At 74.8% G+C, this 15,761-nt stretch carries 12 protein-coding genes; 2 read left to right on the top strand and 10 right to left on the bottom strand.

Annotated features, from left to right (window positions below; translation table 11 throughout):
* Positions 1-267: 267 nt before the first annotated feature.
* Positions 268-1,164 carry an SDR family oxidoreductase gene (locus ACIP4O_RS19735; protein ID WP_401576018.1) on the top strand — a complete coding sequence of 299 codons (897 nt, stop codon included), beginning with the start codon at positions 268-270 and terminating at the stop codon, positions 1,162-1,164.
* Between the two features lie 123 nt (positions 1,165-1,287).
* Here the strand turns inward: ACIP4O_RS19735 and ACIP4O_RS19730 are convergent, their stop codons facing one another.
* A complete protein-coding gene (locus tag ACIP4O_RS19730) occupies positions 1,288-2,187 on the bottom strand; it encodes a LysR family transcriptional regulator (RefSeq protein WP_401576016.1) in 900 nt (299 codons plus the stop codon).
* A gap of 98 nt (positions 2,188-2,285) precedes the next feature.
* On the opposite strand from ACIP4O_RS19730, the gene ACIP4O_RS19725 reads away from it, so the two are divergent.
* Positions 2,286-3,029: an SDR family oxidoreductase gene (locus ACIP4O_RS19725; RefSeq protein WP_401576014.1), complete on the top strand. Its 744-nt coding sequence runs from the start codon at positions 2,286-2,288 to the stop codon at positions 3,027-3,029.
* A 76-nt stretch (positions 3,030-3,105) separates the two neighbouring features.
* Here ACIP4O_RS19725 and ACIP4O_RS19720 read toward each other — a convergent pair whose 3' ends face one another.
* The 9 genes from ACIP4O_RS19720 to ACIP4O_RS19680 form a co-directional block, all read right to left on the bottom strand.
* Positions 3,106-5,289, bottom strand: coding sequence for a hypothetical protein (locus tag ACIP4O_RS19720; RefSeq protein WP_401576012.1), 2,184 nt, complete (start codon positions 5,287-5,289; stop codon positions 3,106-3,108).
* Positions 5,286-8,105 carry an SNF2-related protein gene (locus ACIP4O_RS19715; protein ID WP_401576010.1) on the bottom strand — a complete coding sequence of 940 codons (2,820 nt, stop codon included), beginning with the start codon at positions 8,103-8,105 and terminating at the stop codon, positions 5,286-5,288. Before ACIP4O_RS19715 ends, ACIP4O_RS19720 begins: the two co-directional genes overlap by 4 nt.
* A gap of 237 nt (positions 8,106-8,342) precedes the next feature.
* Complete coding sequence (locus ACIP4O_RS19710) at positions 8,343-8,849, bottom strand: sugar kinase (RefSeq protein ID WP_401576008.1); 507 nt, start codon at positions 8,847-8,849, stop codon at positions 8,343-8,345.
* A 71-nt stretch (positions 8,850-8,920) separates the two neighbouring features.
* The gene (locus ACIP4O_RS19705; RefSeq protein WP_401576006.1) at positions 8,921-10,054 is read right to left on the bottom strand and encodes an ROK family glucokinase; all 1,134 of its coding nucleotides are present in this window, start codon (positions 10,052-10,054) and stop codon (positions 8,921-8,923) included.
* Positions 10,055-10,229: 175 nt separating this feature from the next.
* Positions 10,230-11,084: an ATP-binding cassette domain-containing protein gene (locus tag ACIP4O_RS19700; protein WP_401576004.1), complete on the bottom strand. Its 855-nt coding sequence runs from the start codon at positions 11,082-11,084 to the stop codon at positions 10,230-10,232.
* Complete coding sequence (locus tag ACIP4O_RS19695; RefSeq protein ID WP_401576002.1) at positions 11,081-12,115, bottom strand: ABC transporter permease; 1,035 nt, start codon at positions 12,113-12,115, stop codon at positions 11,081-11,083. The genes ACIP4O_RS19700 and ACIP4O_RS19695 overlap by 4 nt, the downstream gene beginning before the upstream one ends.
* Entirely contained in the window at positions 12,112-13,116 is a 1,005-nt protein-coding gene (locus ACIP4O_RS19690) for a sugar ABC transporter substrate-binding protein (protein ID WP_164283660.1), read from the bottom strand. The genes ACIP4O_RS19695 and ACIP4O_RS19690 overlap by 4 nt, the downstream gene beginning before the upstream one ends.
* 469 nt (positions 13,117-13,585) lie before the next feature.
* Positions 13,586-14,266: a response regulator transcription factor gene (locus ACIP4O_RS19685; RefSeq protein ID WP_361321484.1), complete on the bottom strand. Its 681-nt coding sequence runs from the start codon at positions 14,264-14,266 to the stop codon at positions 13,586-13,588.
* A 40-nt stretch (positions 14,267-14,306) separates the two neighbouring features.
* Entirely contained in the window at positions 14,307-15,665 is a 1,359-nt protein-coding gene (locus ACIP4O_RS19680) for a sensor histidine kinase (protein ID WP_401576000.1), read from the bottom strand.
* Positions 15,666-15,761: the final 96 nt, after the last annotated feature.

The following is a 15,761-nucleotide window of genomic DNA, read 5'->3' as shown; positions in this document are numbered from 1 at the left end:
GTGTTCACCCGACTTCGGAAAGTAGCTGGATACAGCACACGGGGAACGAACCGCGCCTGACGCGGACACGGAGAGACAGGGGTTCGGGGAGTCCCCCACAAGATCATCAACCCTGTCCCCGCACCACGCGAAACGATCGGGCGACCCGCACGGAAGGGGCGTGCTACCTTTTCAATACACAGTGACTCGTATATGCGGGCGAGACCGCCCGCGCTCCGCCCGGCAGGGCGGACCATCGCCCGGGAGGGCGGAAGGAGGAAGCGCGTGATGCGCGTTTTCGTGACTGGTGCGACCGGCTGGATCGGTTCGGCGACCGTGGACGAACTGCTGCGGCACGACTACGAGGTCGTCGGCCTCGCCCGCTCGGACACGTCGGCGGACTCGCTCGCCGCGAAGGGGGCCGAGGCCTTGCGCGGCGACCTCGACGACCTCGGCTCGCTGCGGCGCGGCGCCGCCGGGGCGGACGCCGTCGTCCACCTGGCCAACAAGCACGACTGGGCGGACCCGGAGGGCACCGACCGTGCCGAGCGGCTCGCGGTCGAGGCGATGCTCGACGCCCTCGCGGGCTCGACCAAGCCCTTCGTGATCGCGAACGGTCTCTCGGACATCGTCGAGGGCCGCCCGGTGCTCGAATCCGACGCCTCGCCCGCCGTGGGCCCCGGCTCGGACCGGGGCGGCTCCGAGAACCTCGCCCTGGACGCGGTCTCGCGCGGCATCCGTTCCCTCGCGGTGCGCTTCGCGCCGAGTGTGCACGGGCGCGGGGACTGGGGCTTCGTCAACTTCCTGACCGCGGCGGCGCGCGAGAACGGCGTCTCGGGCTACATCGGGGACGGTACGCGGGCGTGGTCGGCGGTGCACGTGGGCGACGCGGCCCGCCTCATCCGGCTCGGCCTGGAGTCCGCCCCCGCGGGCACCCGGCTGCACGCGGTCGGCGAACAGGCCGTTCCCACCAAGGCGATCGCCGAGGCCATCGGCGCCGCGCTCGGCCTGCCGGTCGTCTCGGTCGACCCCGAAGACGCGGAGAAGCACTTCGGCTTCGTCGGCCACTTCTTCGGACAGACCCTGACAGGAGACAGCACCGCCACGCGCGACCTGCTGACCTGGACCCCGAGCGGGCCGACGCTGCTGGAGGACATCGCGACGGGGGCGTATACGGAGGTCTGAGGCGCGGCCGGGGGTGAGGCTGACGCGGGGGTGTGAGGCGCGGCCCGCGGGTAAGGCCGGCGAGGAGTGCGGGGGGCGCAGCGAGGGGTCCGATGCGTCGCGCGAAGACACCGCCGCGCCGGGTCAGCAGACCGGCAGCGCGCCCTCTCGCCAGGAGTCCGGGCCGAGCAAGGCCCGCGCGACCTCTTCCAGGGAGCCGAGCAGCGGGTTCGGGTCGTCGGCGCGCGTGGCGAGGACGACCTCGCAGGGGTCGGCGTCGATGACGGGTACGAGCGCGATGCCCTCGCGCACGGCGGCGCGTCGGTCGCCGGCGGGAAAGAGCGCCACGCAGTGGCCGGTGGCGACGAGCTCCAGCTTGTCCTCGTAGCTGTCGTCGGCGGAGGGCGGAGGGGGCGCCGGGCGGTCGCCGACCGGTCTGGGCGTGCTCCAGACCACCGGAGTGCTGACGCAGGACACCAGTTCCTCGTCCGACAGAGCCCGCAGGCCGACCGCTTCCTCGTGCGCCAGAGGATGACTCGACGAGGTGACGAGCACCCTCGGTTCCTCGTGGAGCGTGGTCACCCTGAAGTCGCCCGCGGGGAACGGCAGGGGCCGGTACGCGACGAGCGCGTCGACCCGCCCCTCGGCGAGAGCGCGCGTGTCCCGCCAGTCGAGGTGGCGGGCACGGACCCGGACCTCGGGGTGCCGGCGGCGCAGTTCCTGCGTACAGGCTGTGATGACCAGGCCCTCGCCGCAGCCGACGGTGACCGTACGGGGCCGCACAGCGGCTCTGGCCGCGCGAGCGGCCTCCTCGGCCTCCCGCAGCAGGACCCGGGCCCGGGGAAGGAAGGCCCGCCCCGCCTCGGTGAGGCTGCTGCCCTGCGGCGAACGGTCGAACAGCCGGACCCCGACCTGAGCCTCCAGCCGCTGGATCTGGCGGCTCAGCGACGGCTGCGCCAGGTGCAGCGCGGTGGCGGCCCTGCCGAAATTGCCGTACTCCGCCACCACCATGAAATAACGCACGAGCCGCAGATCGACGTCCATCCGGCAAGCGTACGTGGCACGCCGTCATGCCTTCGGCGCATGACGGCATACGGAACAGGTCTTGGACACGGTCTGCTGGTGGCCGTTTGGCTGGGGGCATGAGCACTTACGAAGGCAAGAAGATCGTGGTCACGGGCGGAAGCAGCGGGATCGGCCTGGCCACCGCCCGGTTGTTCGCGGCGGGCGGGGCGCACGTAATGATCACCGGCCGCACCCGGTCCACCCTGGACACCGCGCTGGAGCAGTTGGGGGACCGAGCGGCCGGCGTCCGCAGCGACGCCGCGTCCCTGGCGGACATCGAGGCTCTGGCCGACACGGTGCGGGAGCGATTCGGCGTGGTGGACGCGCTGTTCGTCAACGCCGGCGTCACCGCGTCCGCGCCGTTCGGCTCGACGACGGAGGAGATGTACGACGCGCTGTTCGGCATCAACGCCAAGGGTCCGTACTTCACGGTGCAGGCGCTGGCACCGCTGTTGCGCCAGGGAGGCGGCGTGGTCCTCACGACGTCGGTGGTGAACGTCCTGGGCCTGGACGGGCTCAGCGTCTACTCGGCGAGCAAGGCGGCCCTGCGGTCGATGACACGCACCCTGGCCCGCGAGTTGCTGCCCCGCAAGGTGCGCGTCAATGCCGTGAGCCCCGGCCCGACCGACACGGGCGTCCTGGACCGCTCCGTTTCCGCCGACGTCGCCGAGGCGATGAAGGACGACTACCGGAGCACCATCCCGATGCGGCGGCTGGGGACGTGCGAGGAAGTGGCCTCCGCGGCGGCGTACTTGGCGTTCGGCGCGACCTTCTCGACGGGAGCGGAGTTCCCTGTCGACGGAGGCGCGTCGCAACTCTAGGGCGCCCCCGGAGGGAGAGGCGGGTCCGTGGGCCGGGGCCCGGGAGGAAGAGGCGGGTCCGTCGTGCACGGCGTCGTCAGGCGTACGGGTCCGCCCAGCCGTCCTCCTCCTCGTCCCGCTCGGGCTCCGCGCTCTCCAGGGCCCCCGCCGGGTCCTTCGACGCCGTGCCGCGCGGCCACCAGTCCTGCGCGCCCGGTTCGGACTCGTACGCGTACCACGTGCCCTCGCGGTCCATGCGGAGCTGGCGGGTGCCGTCCGGGCTCGTGAGCCTGTTGTCGTGCGGGCGGTACGGGGGGTGCCCCGCCGCGAGGAGGAGGGAGCGGGCGCGGTCGAAGGGGCCCGCCGGGGGGTTCCACGGCGGGTCCTCCAGGGCGCGCAGCCCCGCCGCGCCCGCGCCGCGCCAGGCCGCGACAGCCCGGTGCAGCGCGCCCGGCTCGGCCCCGACGGCGCGCGCGAGCCGCGTGTACAGGGCGCGGCCGCTCCCGGTCAGGCCCGTGCCCGGGTGGTCGGCGGCGAGCCGTACCGCGTCCTCCCACACGCCGTGGCCCGCGAGCGGGTCCGTGCCGGTGCGCAGGAGCGCGAGGGCGCGCGTGCCCGCGTCGCTCGCGAGGCGGTCCAGGGTGAGGGGGTCGGGCACCGCGGTCCCCGCCGGGTACGCCGGGGGCGGCTCCGTCGCCTCCGGGACGGGCAGGGCCGGTGGCAGCGGTCCGGGATCGCGCCCGTACAACTCCGCCGCCTTCACGCCGGGAAGCGCGGTCGCGCCCGCGTCACCCCGGGCCGCGAGGCGCGCGTGACGACGGCTCAGCTCGGCGGTGAAGCTCCCCGAATCGCGGCCGCGCAAGAGGAACAGCGCCTGCGGATCGTCGGCGAGCAGCCCGGCGAGGCGCAGCGCGAGCGCGAGTCCGTGCTTGCACGGCCGTACGGGATCGGGGCAGGCGCAGTCGAGCACGGGCTCGCCAGGGGCGGGGAGCAGCGCCGCGCCCTCGGCTTCGGCGAGCGCGCCCGGCAGCCCGCCGTCGAGGAGTACCGCGAGGCGGTCGGCGCGCGCGGCGCAGGCTTCGGTGAGGCGTTCCCAGGCGGGCTCGGGCAGCTGGCGCGTGCGCAGGCTCACGCGGTACGGGCGGGCCCTGCCGCCCTGGACGTAGGCGAGGGCCGTACCGGAGGTGAGCGTGACGGTGCCGACCCTGCCCTCGCGCACGTACTCCTGCGCCCGCCCGAGCCGTCCCGGCTCGGCGCCGAGCGCGGCCACGGCCCGCTCCCAGCCCTCGGACCAGGGCGTCGCGGGCGCACCGGCACCGGTCGCGGTGCCGGGACGGTACGTGCGGCGGGCCCCGGTGGGGGCGACGGTCGACGCGGCGGGGCGCGGCGGCCGGGCCTCCACCGCCTCCGCCGGGGCCGGTACCGAGGTGGCCGGGACGTGCGGGGTACGGGGTTCGGGCGCGGTCTCCGGGGTGCGCGGTGCGGGCCGCGGGGAGCGGGCGCGGGCCGAGCGGAGAGCGGCGCGGGCGAGGTCGGCGGGGCGGGCGGGCTGGGCGGGCTCGGGTCGGGGACGCGGAGGTTCCGGCGTGGCGGGCGCGGGGTCATCGCCGGCGGTCCGAGCGGCGGAAGCCGTGTCCTCGGGTGCGGGCGCCGTGTCCTCGGGTTCGGGCGCCCCACCTTCGGGGGCGGGTGCTTCGGCGTCGGGTGCCCCGTTCCCGCGTACGGGCGCCCCCTCCTCGGGTGCGGCCGCCCCGTCCCGCGGTGCGGGTGCTTCGGCGCCGGGTGTGGGTGTCCGGCCGTCCGGTGCGGTGGCGCGCCTGCTGTCGCGCAGGGCCGCGCGGGCGGCGTCGGCGGGGCGGGGGCTGTCGGCGTGCGCCGTCAGGGCGCCCGGGGCCGTCCCGTCCCCGTACCCGCTCGGCTCCCCCGCCCGCCGCAGCTCCGCGCGCACGCGGTCGGCCGGGCTGTCGCCCGCTGCCGCCTCGTCCCTGCGCCGCGCCGCCGCCGCGCTCGCCGCACGCCGGGCGCGGGCCCGGGCCGCCGGTCCCAGCGGGGCGGGCCGGGGCGCCTGCCGGATGGCGGCGCGGACGAGCGCGGCGTCGGCGGAATCGGCGGGGGTCGCGGCGTCGTCCCGCTCCTCCCCCGTCCCGGCGGCGGAGATACCGGCGCCCTCGCCCGCCGCCTCGGCGGGAATGCCGGTGCTCTCGTCCTCCGCCCCGACGGCGGAGGTCCCGGCCTCCTCCCGCTCCGCCTCGTACGCTCCGCGCTCCCGTGCCTCGTTCACGCCTCCCTCCGCAGGGAGACGAGCGAGGCGAGGTCGCGGTCGGTGAGTTCGGTGAAGGCGGGTTCGCCGCCGGTGCCGAGGACGGCGTCGGCGAGGGCCTGTTTGCCGGCGACGAGGTCGGCGATGCGGTCCTCGACGGTCCCCTCGGCGAGGAGCCGGTGGACCTGGACGTGCCGGGTCTGGCCGATGCGGTGGGCGCGGTCCGTGGCCTGGTCCTCGACGGCCGGGTTCCACCAGCGGTCGTAGTGCACGACGTGCCCGGCGCGGGTGAGGTTGAGGCCCGTCCCCGCGGCCTTGAGGGAGAGGACGAGGACGGGCAGGGCGCCGCTCTGGAAGCGGTCCACGAGGTGGTCGCGCGCGTCGACGGGCGTGCCGCCGTGGAGGAGCCCGGCGGGGACCGCCTGGGCGGCGAGGTGCGCGGTCAGGAGCCGCGCCATCCGCACGTACTGCGTGAAGACGAGGACGGAGCCGTCCTCGGCGAGGATCGTGCCGAGGAGTTCGTCGAGCGCGTCGAGTTTGCCCGAACGGCCGGGCAGGCGTGCGCTGTCGGGGTGTTCCTTGAGGTACTGCGCCGGATGGTTGCAGATCTGCTTGAGCGAGGTGATGAGGCGCAGGACGAGGCCGCGCCTGCTCATGCCCTCGGCGGACTCGATCGCGGCGAGGGACTCGCGGACGACGGCCTCGTAGAGCCCGGCCTGCTCGGCGCCGAGCGCGACGGGGTGGTCCGTGACGGTCTTCGGGGGCAGCTCGGGGAGGATGCCCGGGTCCGTCTTGCGGCGGCGCAGGAGGAAGGGCTTGAGGAGGCGGGCGAGGCGCTCGGCGGCCTCCGGGTTCTCCAGGTGCTCGCCGTTCTCGACGGCGCGGGCGTGGCGGGCGCGGAAGGCGGTGAGCGGGCCGAGGAGCCCGGGCGTGGTCCAGTCGAGGAGGGCCCACAGCTCGGAGAGGTTGTTCTCGACGGGGGTCCCCGTGACGGCGACGCGGGCGCGGGCGGGGACGGTGCGCAGGGCGCGCGCGGTCGCCGAGTGCGGGTTCTTGACCTGCTGGGCCTCGTCGGCGATGACGAGGCCGAAGTCCTGCGCGGCGAGCCGGGGCGCGGAGGAGCGGAGCGTGCCGTACGTCGTGAGGAGGAAGCCGCCGGGCGGGGGGACGGGGTCGCGGCCCGCGCCGTGGAAGCGGCGCACGGGGGTGCCCGGGGCGAAGCGGTTGATCTCGCGTTCCCAGTTGCCGAGGAGGGACGCGGGGCATACGACGAGCGTCGCCGCCTTGGGGGTCTCCCGGGCGCGGGTGAGGTGGAGGGCGATGACGGTGACGGTCTTGCCGAGGCCCATGTCGTCGGCGAGGACGCCGCCGAGGCCGAGCGAGGTCATGAGGTCGAGCCAGCCGAGGCCCTGTCTCTGGTAGTCGCGGAGGGTGGCGTGGAGTCCGGGCGGTTCGGGGGCGGCCTTGACGCCTTCGAGGAGCCGGTCGCGGAGGGCCGCGAGAGCGCCGGTGGGGACGGCTTCGACGCTCTCGCCGTCGATCTCGGTGCTCCCGGTGAGCGCGAGGGAGAGCGCGTCGAGCGGGTCGAGGAGCCCGAGCTGGCGTCTGCGGGCGCGGCGGGCCAGCTCGGGGTCGATGCGGACCCACTGGTCGCGCAGGCGTACGACGGCGCGGTGCGACTCCGCGACGCGGTCCATCTCCTCGTCGGTCAGCTCTTCGTCGCCGAGCGCGAGCCGCCACTCGAAGCGGAGCAGCCCCTCGCCGTCGAGCAGTCCCGTGCCGTTGGCGGCCGAGCCCGGCGCGGAGTGCACGACGGCCTGTGCGGTGAGGTCGCGAGTCAGCTCGCGCGGCCAGTGCACGGCGATGCCCGCCGCGTCGAGCCGGGTCGCGGCGCGGCCGAGGAGGTCCTCCGTCTCGCTCTCGTCGAGGGCCAGGACGCCGGGTACGTCGAGCTCGGCGAGGCGAGCGAGGGGGGCCCATACGTGGGCGGCGCGGCGCAGCGCGAGGGCGGCCTCGACCTGCGCGGCGGGCCCGAAGGCGGGGTCCGCCTCGCCGCGCCACAGCGTGCTCGCGTCGGTCACGAGAGTCGGGTCGGCGAGGCTGTGCACCTGGACGAGGACCGTCGAGCCGAGGCTGTGCGCCGTGCCCGGGCCCGCGTCGAAGACAGTGCGCGCGGAGAGGTCCAGGCGCAGCGAGACCCGCACGCCCGCGCCGGGTGTCGCCGCCGCCTCGGCGGCCCAGTCCCTGGCCCCGGGGAGGGCTGTCGCCTTCGTCGCGGCGAACGGGATGCCGTGCGCGTACGGGGCCGCGGGCGTGCGGGGCAGGGTGTCGGCGACCGCGTCGAGCAGCGCCCGCACCAGGGCCGCCGGTTCGGGCAGCCGCAGCGGCCCGGCTCCCGGCAGCGGCACCGCGCAGCCCTCGGCGGGGAGGGCCGCGGCGAGGGCGCGGGCCTGCGCCGTCTCGGCGGCGTCGAGCGGCCCCGCGCGCCACGTGTCGAGGTCGCCCGGTGCGAGCGCGGGCCGCAGTCGGCCGCGTGCCACGAGCCGCAGCGCGAGCCGCGCCGCGCCCGCCCAGCACGCGGCGGCCGGGTGGGCGCCCGCCTCGGGTGCCGCGAGGAGCACGGGGAGCGCTTCGGCGAGCGGGAGCCGCAGGGCGGGGACCTCGGCGCGGCGCGGGCGTCCGTCGGCGCGGAGGCGGACGACGGTGAGGGTGTCCCGCGCGTCGGGGACCGGCCCCCCGGCCGGGTCCCACCAGGCGAAGGCGCCCGCGCGGGGCAGCTCGGCGGGCAGGAAGACCGGGGCGAGGTGGTGGAGGCGGGGCGGGGTGTGCGTCGTCATCGCGGGGGCCTCGCGACGACCGTAGGTAGTCCCTCGGGCCTGGCCGCTCGGAGGGCGGCGTCGCGCGGGGCGTGGCTGCGGTGCGTACCACTGCCGGGCATGTCGGCCACTCCTTCCCGCGCTTCTCCCGCGGCCCTCGCTCCTTCGGCGGGTCCGGGTCCGGCCCCGTCGGCGAGGCCGTGTCCGACTCTACGGGGCGGGACTGACAATCCGGGCCGTGCGGCGGATCGGCGCTGGTCAGGGCGTTGTCGCGGAGACGACGTAGACGATCGGGTGGTCCGGGTCGGTGCGGTCGACCGTGATGTCCTGGCTCGGGCGCGGGTCGTCCTGCTGGTGGCGCAGGCCCGTCCAGTGCACCGCGGGGTCGAAGCTCCAGCGGGTGATGTCGTGGTCGCGCTTCTTGATCGTGACGCCGTCGTTGAGATCGGCGCGGGTCTTGCCGAGGGAGTGGAGGAACTTCGTCAGTCCCTTGTGGGTCGTGCGGAACTGGGTGTACAGGCGGCTGGCCTTCCAGTTGTTCGTCTCGTAGTACGCGACGAACGACGACTTCGGCGGGATGTCCACCTCGTAGATGCGCCGCTGCACCTTCGAGGGCCAGCCCGCGCTCAGGCCCGTCGCCGAGTACTTGTTCTCCTTGTCGCGCCCGGAGTCGCGGCTCTGCGAGGCCGAGACGAGGAGGTATCCGGCGGGCACGCCGATGAGCAGCACGATGATCAGGAGCGTCAGCGAGCGGCGGCGGATCATGTGGCCGCGGGGCTCCGCACGCGTGGCTCGCGGCGGCCCCGGCCGCTGGGGAAGGCTCTGCCGGCCGAGGCTCACGCGCGGTCCTCTCCCCCGGAAACGCCCGGTGCCTGCGCGTACCGCTCGTACCGCTCGACGCGGCGGCGGTTGGCGCGGCGGAAGCGGCGGGCGACGAGCCTGGCGAGGTCGGCGGCCCCGACCATGCCCGCCTCGGGACCGAGCTGTGCCTTGGCGATCCGGGCCTGGGGGCGGTAGCCGCGCCCGGTGAGGTGGCGGCGGAAGGCGTCCGTGGCCGGGTCGATGAGGAGGTCGTCCGCGGCGCTGACGCCGCCGCCGATGACGAAGCAGGAGGGGTCGAGCGCGGCGGCGAGGTTCGCGATGCCGACGCCGAGCCACTGCCCGATGTCCTGGAGCAGTTCGACGCACATCGCGTCGCCCGAGCGGGCCAGCTCGGTGATGAGCGGCCCGGTGATGTCGTTGACGTTGCCGCCGACGCGGTCGATGATGCCGTGCGCGACCGGCGAGTCGGCGGCGGCCAGCTCGCGGGCCTCGCGCACCAGCGCGTTGCCCGAGCTGTACTGCTCCCAGCAGCCCCTGTTCCCGCAGGGGCAGCGGTGACCGCCGGGCACGACCTGCATGTGCCCGAACTCGCCCGCGACGCCGAACTGGCCGCGCTTGACCCTGCCGTCCTCCAGGATCGCGCCGCCGATGCCGGTGCCGAGCGTGATCATCACGAGGTGGTCCTCGCCGCGCCCCGCGCCGAAGCGCCACTCCGCCCACGCGGCGGCGTTCGCGTCGTTGTCGACCATGACGGGCACCGCGAGACGGCCCGAGAGGCGGTCGCGCAGCGGCTCGTCGCGCCAGGCGAGGTGCGGGGCGAACAGGACCCGGTTGCGCTCCGCGTCGACCCAGCCCGCCGCGCCGATGCCGACCGCGTGCACGTCGTGCCGGTCGGAGAGGTCGAGGACCAGCTCGACGATCGTGTCCTCGACGACCTTCGGGCTCTTGGACTTGTCGGGCGTCTCGGCGCGGAGCGTCTCCAGGATGTGGCCGTCCGCGTCCACGACCCCGGCCATGACCTTGGTGCCGCCGATGTCGATGCCGACCGTGGGGACCCGCGGGGCGCTGAGGTGGGAGCGCCGTTCCCGGGTGCCCACGGTGCGCGTACGCAGGACGGTGGCGCGGGCGGCGCCGCGGTACGTGCTCATCGGGTCCCTGCTCGGTCGGGGGCGCGGCACTCGGCCGGGGCGGGCGGGTGCCCACCGGGGCCGATTGTGCCATTGCCGGGGGTCGGGGTGGCGTCCCGGCGTGGGGAGAGCGGGTGCCGGGCCTCCGCTGTGCCCGCTCGCGGAATCGGTGGGCACGGCGGAGGGGGAGGGACGCTCAGTCCGCGTCCTTGACCGGGTGCCCGCCCAGGTGGTCCGGAACCGGGGCGCGCCGGAGTTCGTGGCTCAGCTCCTCCAGCTCCGAGCCGCCCGCCATCTGCCGGGTCAGTTCGTCGAGGCTGATGCCGGTCTTGGGGTGGCTGCCGGCCATCGTGCCGCGCTTGAGGAGCACGAAGTGGTCGCCGACGAGGTAGGCGTGGTGCGGGTTGTGCGTGATGAGGACCACGCCGAGCCCGGCGTCGCGCGCGGCGGCCACGTACTTGAGGACGACGCCGGACTGCTTGACGCCGAGCGCGGCCGTCGGCTCGTCGAGGACGAGGACCTTCGCGCCGAGGTAGACGGCGCGCGCGATCGCGACGCACTGCCGCTCGCCGCCGGAGAGCGTGCCGATGGGCTGGTCGACGTCGCGCAGGTCGATGCCCATGCGGGCCAGTTCGGAGCGGGTCGTCTCGCGCATGAAGTTCACGTCCATGCGCTTGAGGGGCCATGTGCCCTTGACGGGCTCGGAGCCGAGGAAGAAGTTCCGCCACACGGGCATGAGCGGGACGACGGAGAGGTCCTGGTAGACGGTCGCGATCCCGCGGTCGAGCGCCTCGCGGGGCGAGGACAGCCTCGTGTCCTCGCCGGCGAGGCGGAAGGCGCCGGAGTCGTGCTGGTGGAGCCCCGCGATGATCTTGATGAGGGTGGACTTGCCCGCTCCGTTGTCGCCGAGCACGCAGGTGATCTCGCCGGGGTGGACGCTGAGCGAGACGCCTTCGAGGGCGCGGACGTTCCCGTAGTACTTGCTGACGTCGTCGAGCTCGACGAGCGGGACGCGCTCGTCGCCGGGCCCGGCCGCGGTGGGGGTGGTCATGAGGTGGCCTCCGCACGCTTGCGCACCCACGCGTTGAGGAGCGTGGCGAGGAGGAGCATCGCTCCGAGGAAGAACTTGAACCAGTCCGCGTTCCACTCGGCGTAGACGATGCCCTTGCTCGTCATGCCGAAGATGAGCGCGCCGACGGCGGAGCCGATCGCCGATCCGTAGCCGCCGGTGATGAGGCAGCCGCCGATGACGGCCGCGACGATGTAGATGAACTCGTTCCCGACGCCTTCGCCGGACTGCACCTGGTCGAAGGAGAAGAGCAGGTGCTGGCCGGAGATCCAGGCGCCGAGGGCGACGCCGAGGTAGAGCCCGATCCGGGTCCTGGTGACGGGCACGCCGACCGCGCGGGCGGCGGCGTCGTCACCGCCGACGGCGAAGATCCAGTTGCCCGCGCGGGTGCGCAGCAGAATCCAGGTACCGAGGGCGACGAGGGCGAACCACCACAGGATCGTGACCTTGAAGTCGACGCCGCCGATCGTGAGCGTCGAGGCGAAGAGGGCGTGCGCGGAGTCGAAGCCCTCCATGTCGGAGATGCTCTTGGTGGAGACGCCGCCGCTGATGGCCTTCGTGAGGCCCAGGTTGAGGCCCGTGAGCATGAGGAAGGTGCCGAGCGTGATGATGAAGCTCGGCAATTTCGTGCGCTGGCGCAGGTAGCCGTTGAAGAAGCCGATCGCGAGGGTGACGACGAGCGAGACGCCGACGCCGACCCACGTGTTCGCGGTCAGCTGGAAGCTGAACATCGTGGAGACGAGCGCGGAGGTCGTCACCATGACGCCTGCGGAGAGGTCGAAGTCGCCGCCGATCATCAGGAGCGCGACGGGGACCGCCATGATGCCGATCGTGGAGGCCGCGTAGAGCATCGTGGCGAGGCTCGCGGGCTTCAGGAAGCTGTCGGCGACGAGGGCGAAGAAGACGAAGACGGCGATCGCGCCGACGATCGAGCCGAGTTCCGGGCGGCGCAGGAGCTTGCGCCAGCCCGGGGTGCGCAGGAGCCGTTCGTCACCGCCCGCCAGGGCGCTCATCGGGTCTCCCGCTTCGTGTACTCGGCGAGGGCGTCGGCGTCGTCGCGCGTGACGATCTGCGGGCCCGTGAGGACGGGCTGTCCGCCGCCGAGCATGTCGGCGTTGTAGCGGTAGAGCCACAGCAGGTCGACGGCCTCGTAGCCCTGGAGGTAGGGCTGCTGGTCGACGGCGAAGCCGAGGGTCTTGTCCTTGAGCCCGTCGACGACCTCGGAGTTGAGGTCAAAGGTGTCGACCTCGGCCTTGCTGCCCGCCTCGTCCTTCGCCTTGACGGCGGCGTCGGCGAAGGGCGCGCCGAGGGTGACGACGGTGTCGATCTTCTTGTCCGTCTGGAGCTTGGCCTGGAGGGCGGACTGCACGTCGGGCATGTTGGTGCCGGTGACGTAGATGTTCTCCATCTTCCCGTCGAAGGTCTTCTTCGCCCCGGCGCAGCGGTCCTCGTGGCCGACGTTGCCCTGCTCGTGCAGGACGCACAGCGCCTTCTTCTTGCCGCGCTTGTTGAGTTCCTCGCCGACGGCCTCGCCCGCGACGCTCTCGTCCTGCCCGATGTGGGCGAGCGCGCCGAACCGCTTGGAGTCGGCGGCGCCCGAGTTCACGGTGACGACGGGGATGCCGGCCTTCTTGGCGCGGGCGAGGGCGGACTTCATCGCGCCGGGCTTGGCGAGCGTGACGATGATGCCGTCGACCTTCTTGTCGATCGCGGCGTCGACGTACTGCGCCTGGGTCTGTCCCTGGTCGCTGTGCGAGTAGAGGAACTTGATGTTGTCCTTGACAGCGGCCTGCTTGGCGCCGTTCTGCACGATGTCCCAGAAGGAGTCGCCGTCGCCGGAGTGGGTGATCATGGCGACCGTCCAGCGCGGGGTGTTCACGGCGGCCTTGCCACCGGCCGCGGCGGCCTTGCGGGCGTCCTCGGCGCGCTTGCCGCCGGTGCTGCTGCACCCCGCGAGGGAGAGGCCGAGCGCCGCGGCCACCGCGACACTCACCCAGGTACGAAAGCGTGCCACCAGGACCAGCCCTTCTCGTCTTGCCGTACGTGCGTCGAATCCGCCGCGCCCGGTGGGCGCACGGTCCACGGGGACCTGGGGTCCCCGGCCGGAGGCTGGGGGGTGGTCGCCCGTGGCGGGCGCTGTCAGCCGCCCCGACCGACCAAGTATCGTGCACCGGCTTCGCGCCGCGCGGCGGCGGGTGGTGAGGGCTGACGGCTCGCAGAGTTGTAACGGAGAGTGGCGGCCCGCGTCAATGGCCCGGACCGGCTTCGCGGCGGGTGGAGCGGGCGCGGAGCGACAACTCCGGTATGGATCAAGGGGGTACGGGGCCGGAGCCTCGTGGGGCGCGGCTGTGGCCCGCGACTTCGCCTGGGCACGGTGCGGGGTCGGTTGGTGACGGCGGGGGACCTCGTGGGGCGGGTGGCGGGTGGGCGTCCGTGACCAACGCCGCACGCGGCGGGGCAGGCCCGGTCCCGCGCGGCGGGCTTCAGGCCGGGTCGTCCCACGTGGTCGCGGCCGGGTCCGCGTCGTAGGTCAGGAGGGCGATCTGGACGCGATTGTTGAGGTGGAGCTTCGCGAGGACCCGCGAGACGTGGGCCTTGACCGTGGGGACGCTCAAGTACAGCTCGGCGGCGATCTCCGCGTTGGAGGCGCCCCTGCCGACCGCGAGGGCGACCTCGCGTTCGCGCTCCGCGAGGTCCGCGAGGCGGGCGCGGGCCCGGTCGCGGCGCGCGTAGGGGGATTCGCCGCCCGCGACCTGGGCGATGAGGCGGCGCGTGACGAGCGGCGAGAGCACGGGGCGGCCCTGGGCGACCTCCCGCACGGCGGCGGCGATCTCGGCGGGCGGGGTGTCCTTGAGCAGGAAGCCCGCCGCGCCCGCGCGCAGCGCCCGCAGCACCTGCTCGTCGGCGTGGAAGGTCGTGAGGACGAGGACCTCGGGAGCCCCTGGCCGCTCCCTGATCCGCGCGGTGGCCGCGAGCCCGTCCGTCCCGGGCATCCGGAGGTCCATGAGGACGACGGCGGGGCCCAGCTCGTCGGCGAGCCGTACGGCCTCCTCGCCGTCGGCGGCCTCGCCGACGATCTCCAGGCCGGCGGCGCCCCCGAGCATGAGGCGGAGTCCGGCACGTACGAGGGCGTCGTCGTCGGCGAGGAGCACGGTCACGGTCATGCGGGCCACGGTAGCCAGGCGGTGGGGAACACGGCCACGGTCACGCGGGCCACGGTAGCCAGGCGGTGAGACGGAAGCCGCCGTTGCCCGCCGGTCCGTGTTCCAGGCGGCCGCCGGCGAGCACCGCGCGCTCGCGCAGGCCGATGAGCCCCTGCCCCGAGCCGGGTACGGGCGCGGGGGCGCCGGGCGGCGCGGTGTTGGCGATCTCGACGGTGAGCCCTTCGCCGGGGCGGCCGTGGACGCGGCAGGTGACGGGGGCGCCCGGGGCGTGCTTGCGCGCGTTGGTCAGGGCCTCCTGGACGATGCGGTAGGCGGTGCGTCCGGTCGCGGCGGGCACGGTGTCGGGCGGCCGCCCCGCGAGGTCCACAGCGAGGTCCACGTCGGCGCCGGCCGCCCGGCTCTCCTCGGTGAGGCGGGCGAGCGCGGCGAGCGTGGGCTGCGGGCGTTCGGGGTCGCCGCCCTCCTCGCCCGCGCGCAGCACGCCGATGATCTGCCGCAGGTCCTGGAGCGCCTCGTGGGCGCTGTCGCGGATGACGCCCGCCGCGCGCCTGACCTCGGCGCGCGGGGCGTCGGGCCGGAATTCGAGGGCCCCCGCGTGGACGCTGAGCAGGGAGAGGCGGTGGGCGAGCACGTCGTGCATCTCGCGGGCGATCTCCTCGCGGGCGAGCCGCTGGGCGTGCTCGGCGCGCAGCGCCGCCTCGGCCTCGGCGCGCGCGGCGCGGTCGCGCAGCGAGAGCACGAGCTGACGGCGGGCGCGGACGAACATGCCCCAGCCGATCACGGTGCCGACCATGACGCAGACGAAGGCGGTGGCCCCGGTGACGGACAGGTCGGGGTCGGGGCGCAGGAGGTAGTACGGCGGGACGAGCAGCAGGGTGAGGGAGCCGACCCAGGCGACGTACCGGAAGGGGCGGTGCACGGTGAGGGTGAAGAGGCTCACGAGGATCGCGCCGCCCGACGTCTCTGAGAAGAGCCCCACGACCATGAGGACGAGCGCGAGCCCCAGCGGCGCGCGGCGGCGCGCCCACAGGGCGCAGCAGGCGAGGAAGCCGAGCACGACGTCGACGAGGACCTCGGCGTGGGAGGCGTTGCGGCTGAGGGTGTCGAGACCGATGACGCCGACGAGGAGCGCCGAGAGGAAGCAGAGGCCGTCGACGAGCCAGTCCCGCACGGTGCGCCGCGCCCGGCGCGCCGGCGTGAGGCCGGCGACGGCGGAGGGGAGCAGCCACGGGTACTCGGGCCGCACGGGGCCGCGGGGCTCGCGGCGCGCGGCACCCCTCGGCGGTACGGCGCGCAGGCGGGCGACGACGGCCCCGGCCCGCGTCCGTCCACGGGCACCGGGGGCCGTCCCGTCCTCCTGCCCGGTCCGCGGTCCGGGTGCCGCCTCTGTCGTCATCATCGACAAATCTACGGGTCTGGGACCGCCGGGCGGGCGGCCCGGACGAAGGATCATCCGAAAGTCCACGGGGCGGTACGAAAGTCGCGGTGGCCCGCT

It is taken from the genome of Streptomyces sp. NPDC088923 (assembly GCF_044749745.1).
Lineage (GTDB): Bacteria > Actinomycetota > Actinomycetes > Streptomycetales > Streptomycetaceae > Streptomyces.
The sequence above is the reverse complement of the archived record's forward strand: the minus strand, read 5'-3'. Positions and strand labels throughout refer to the sequence as shown.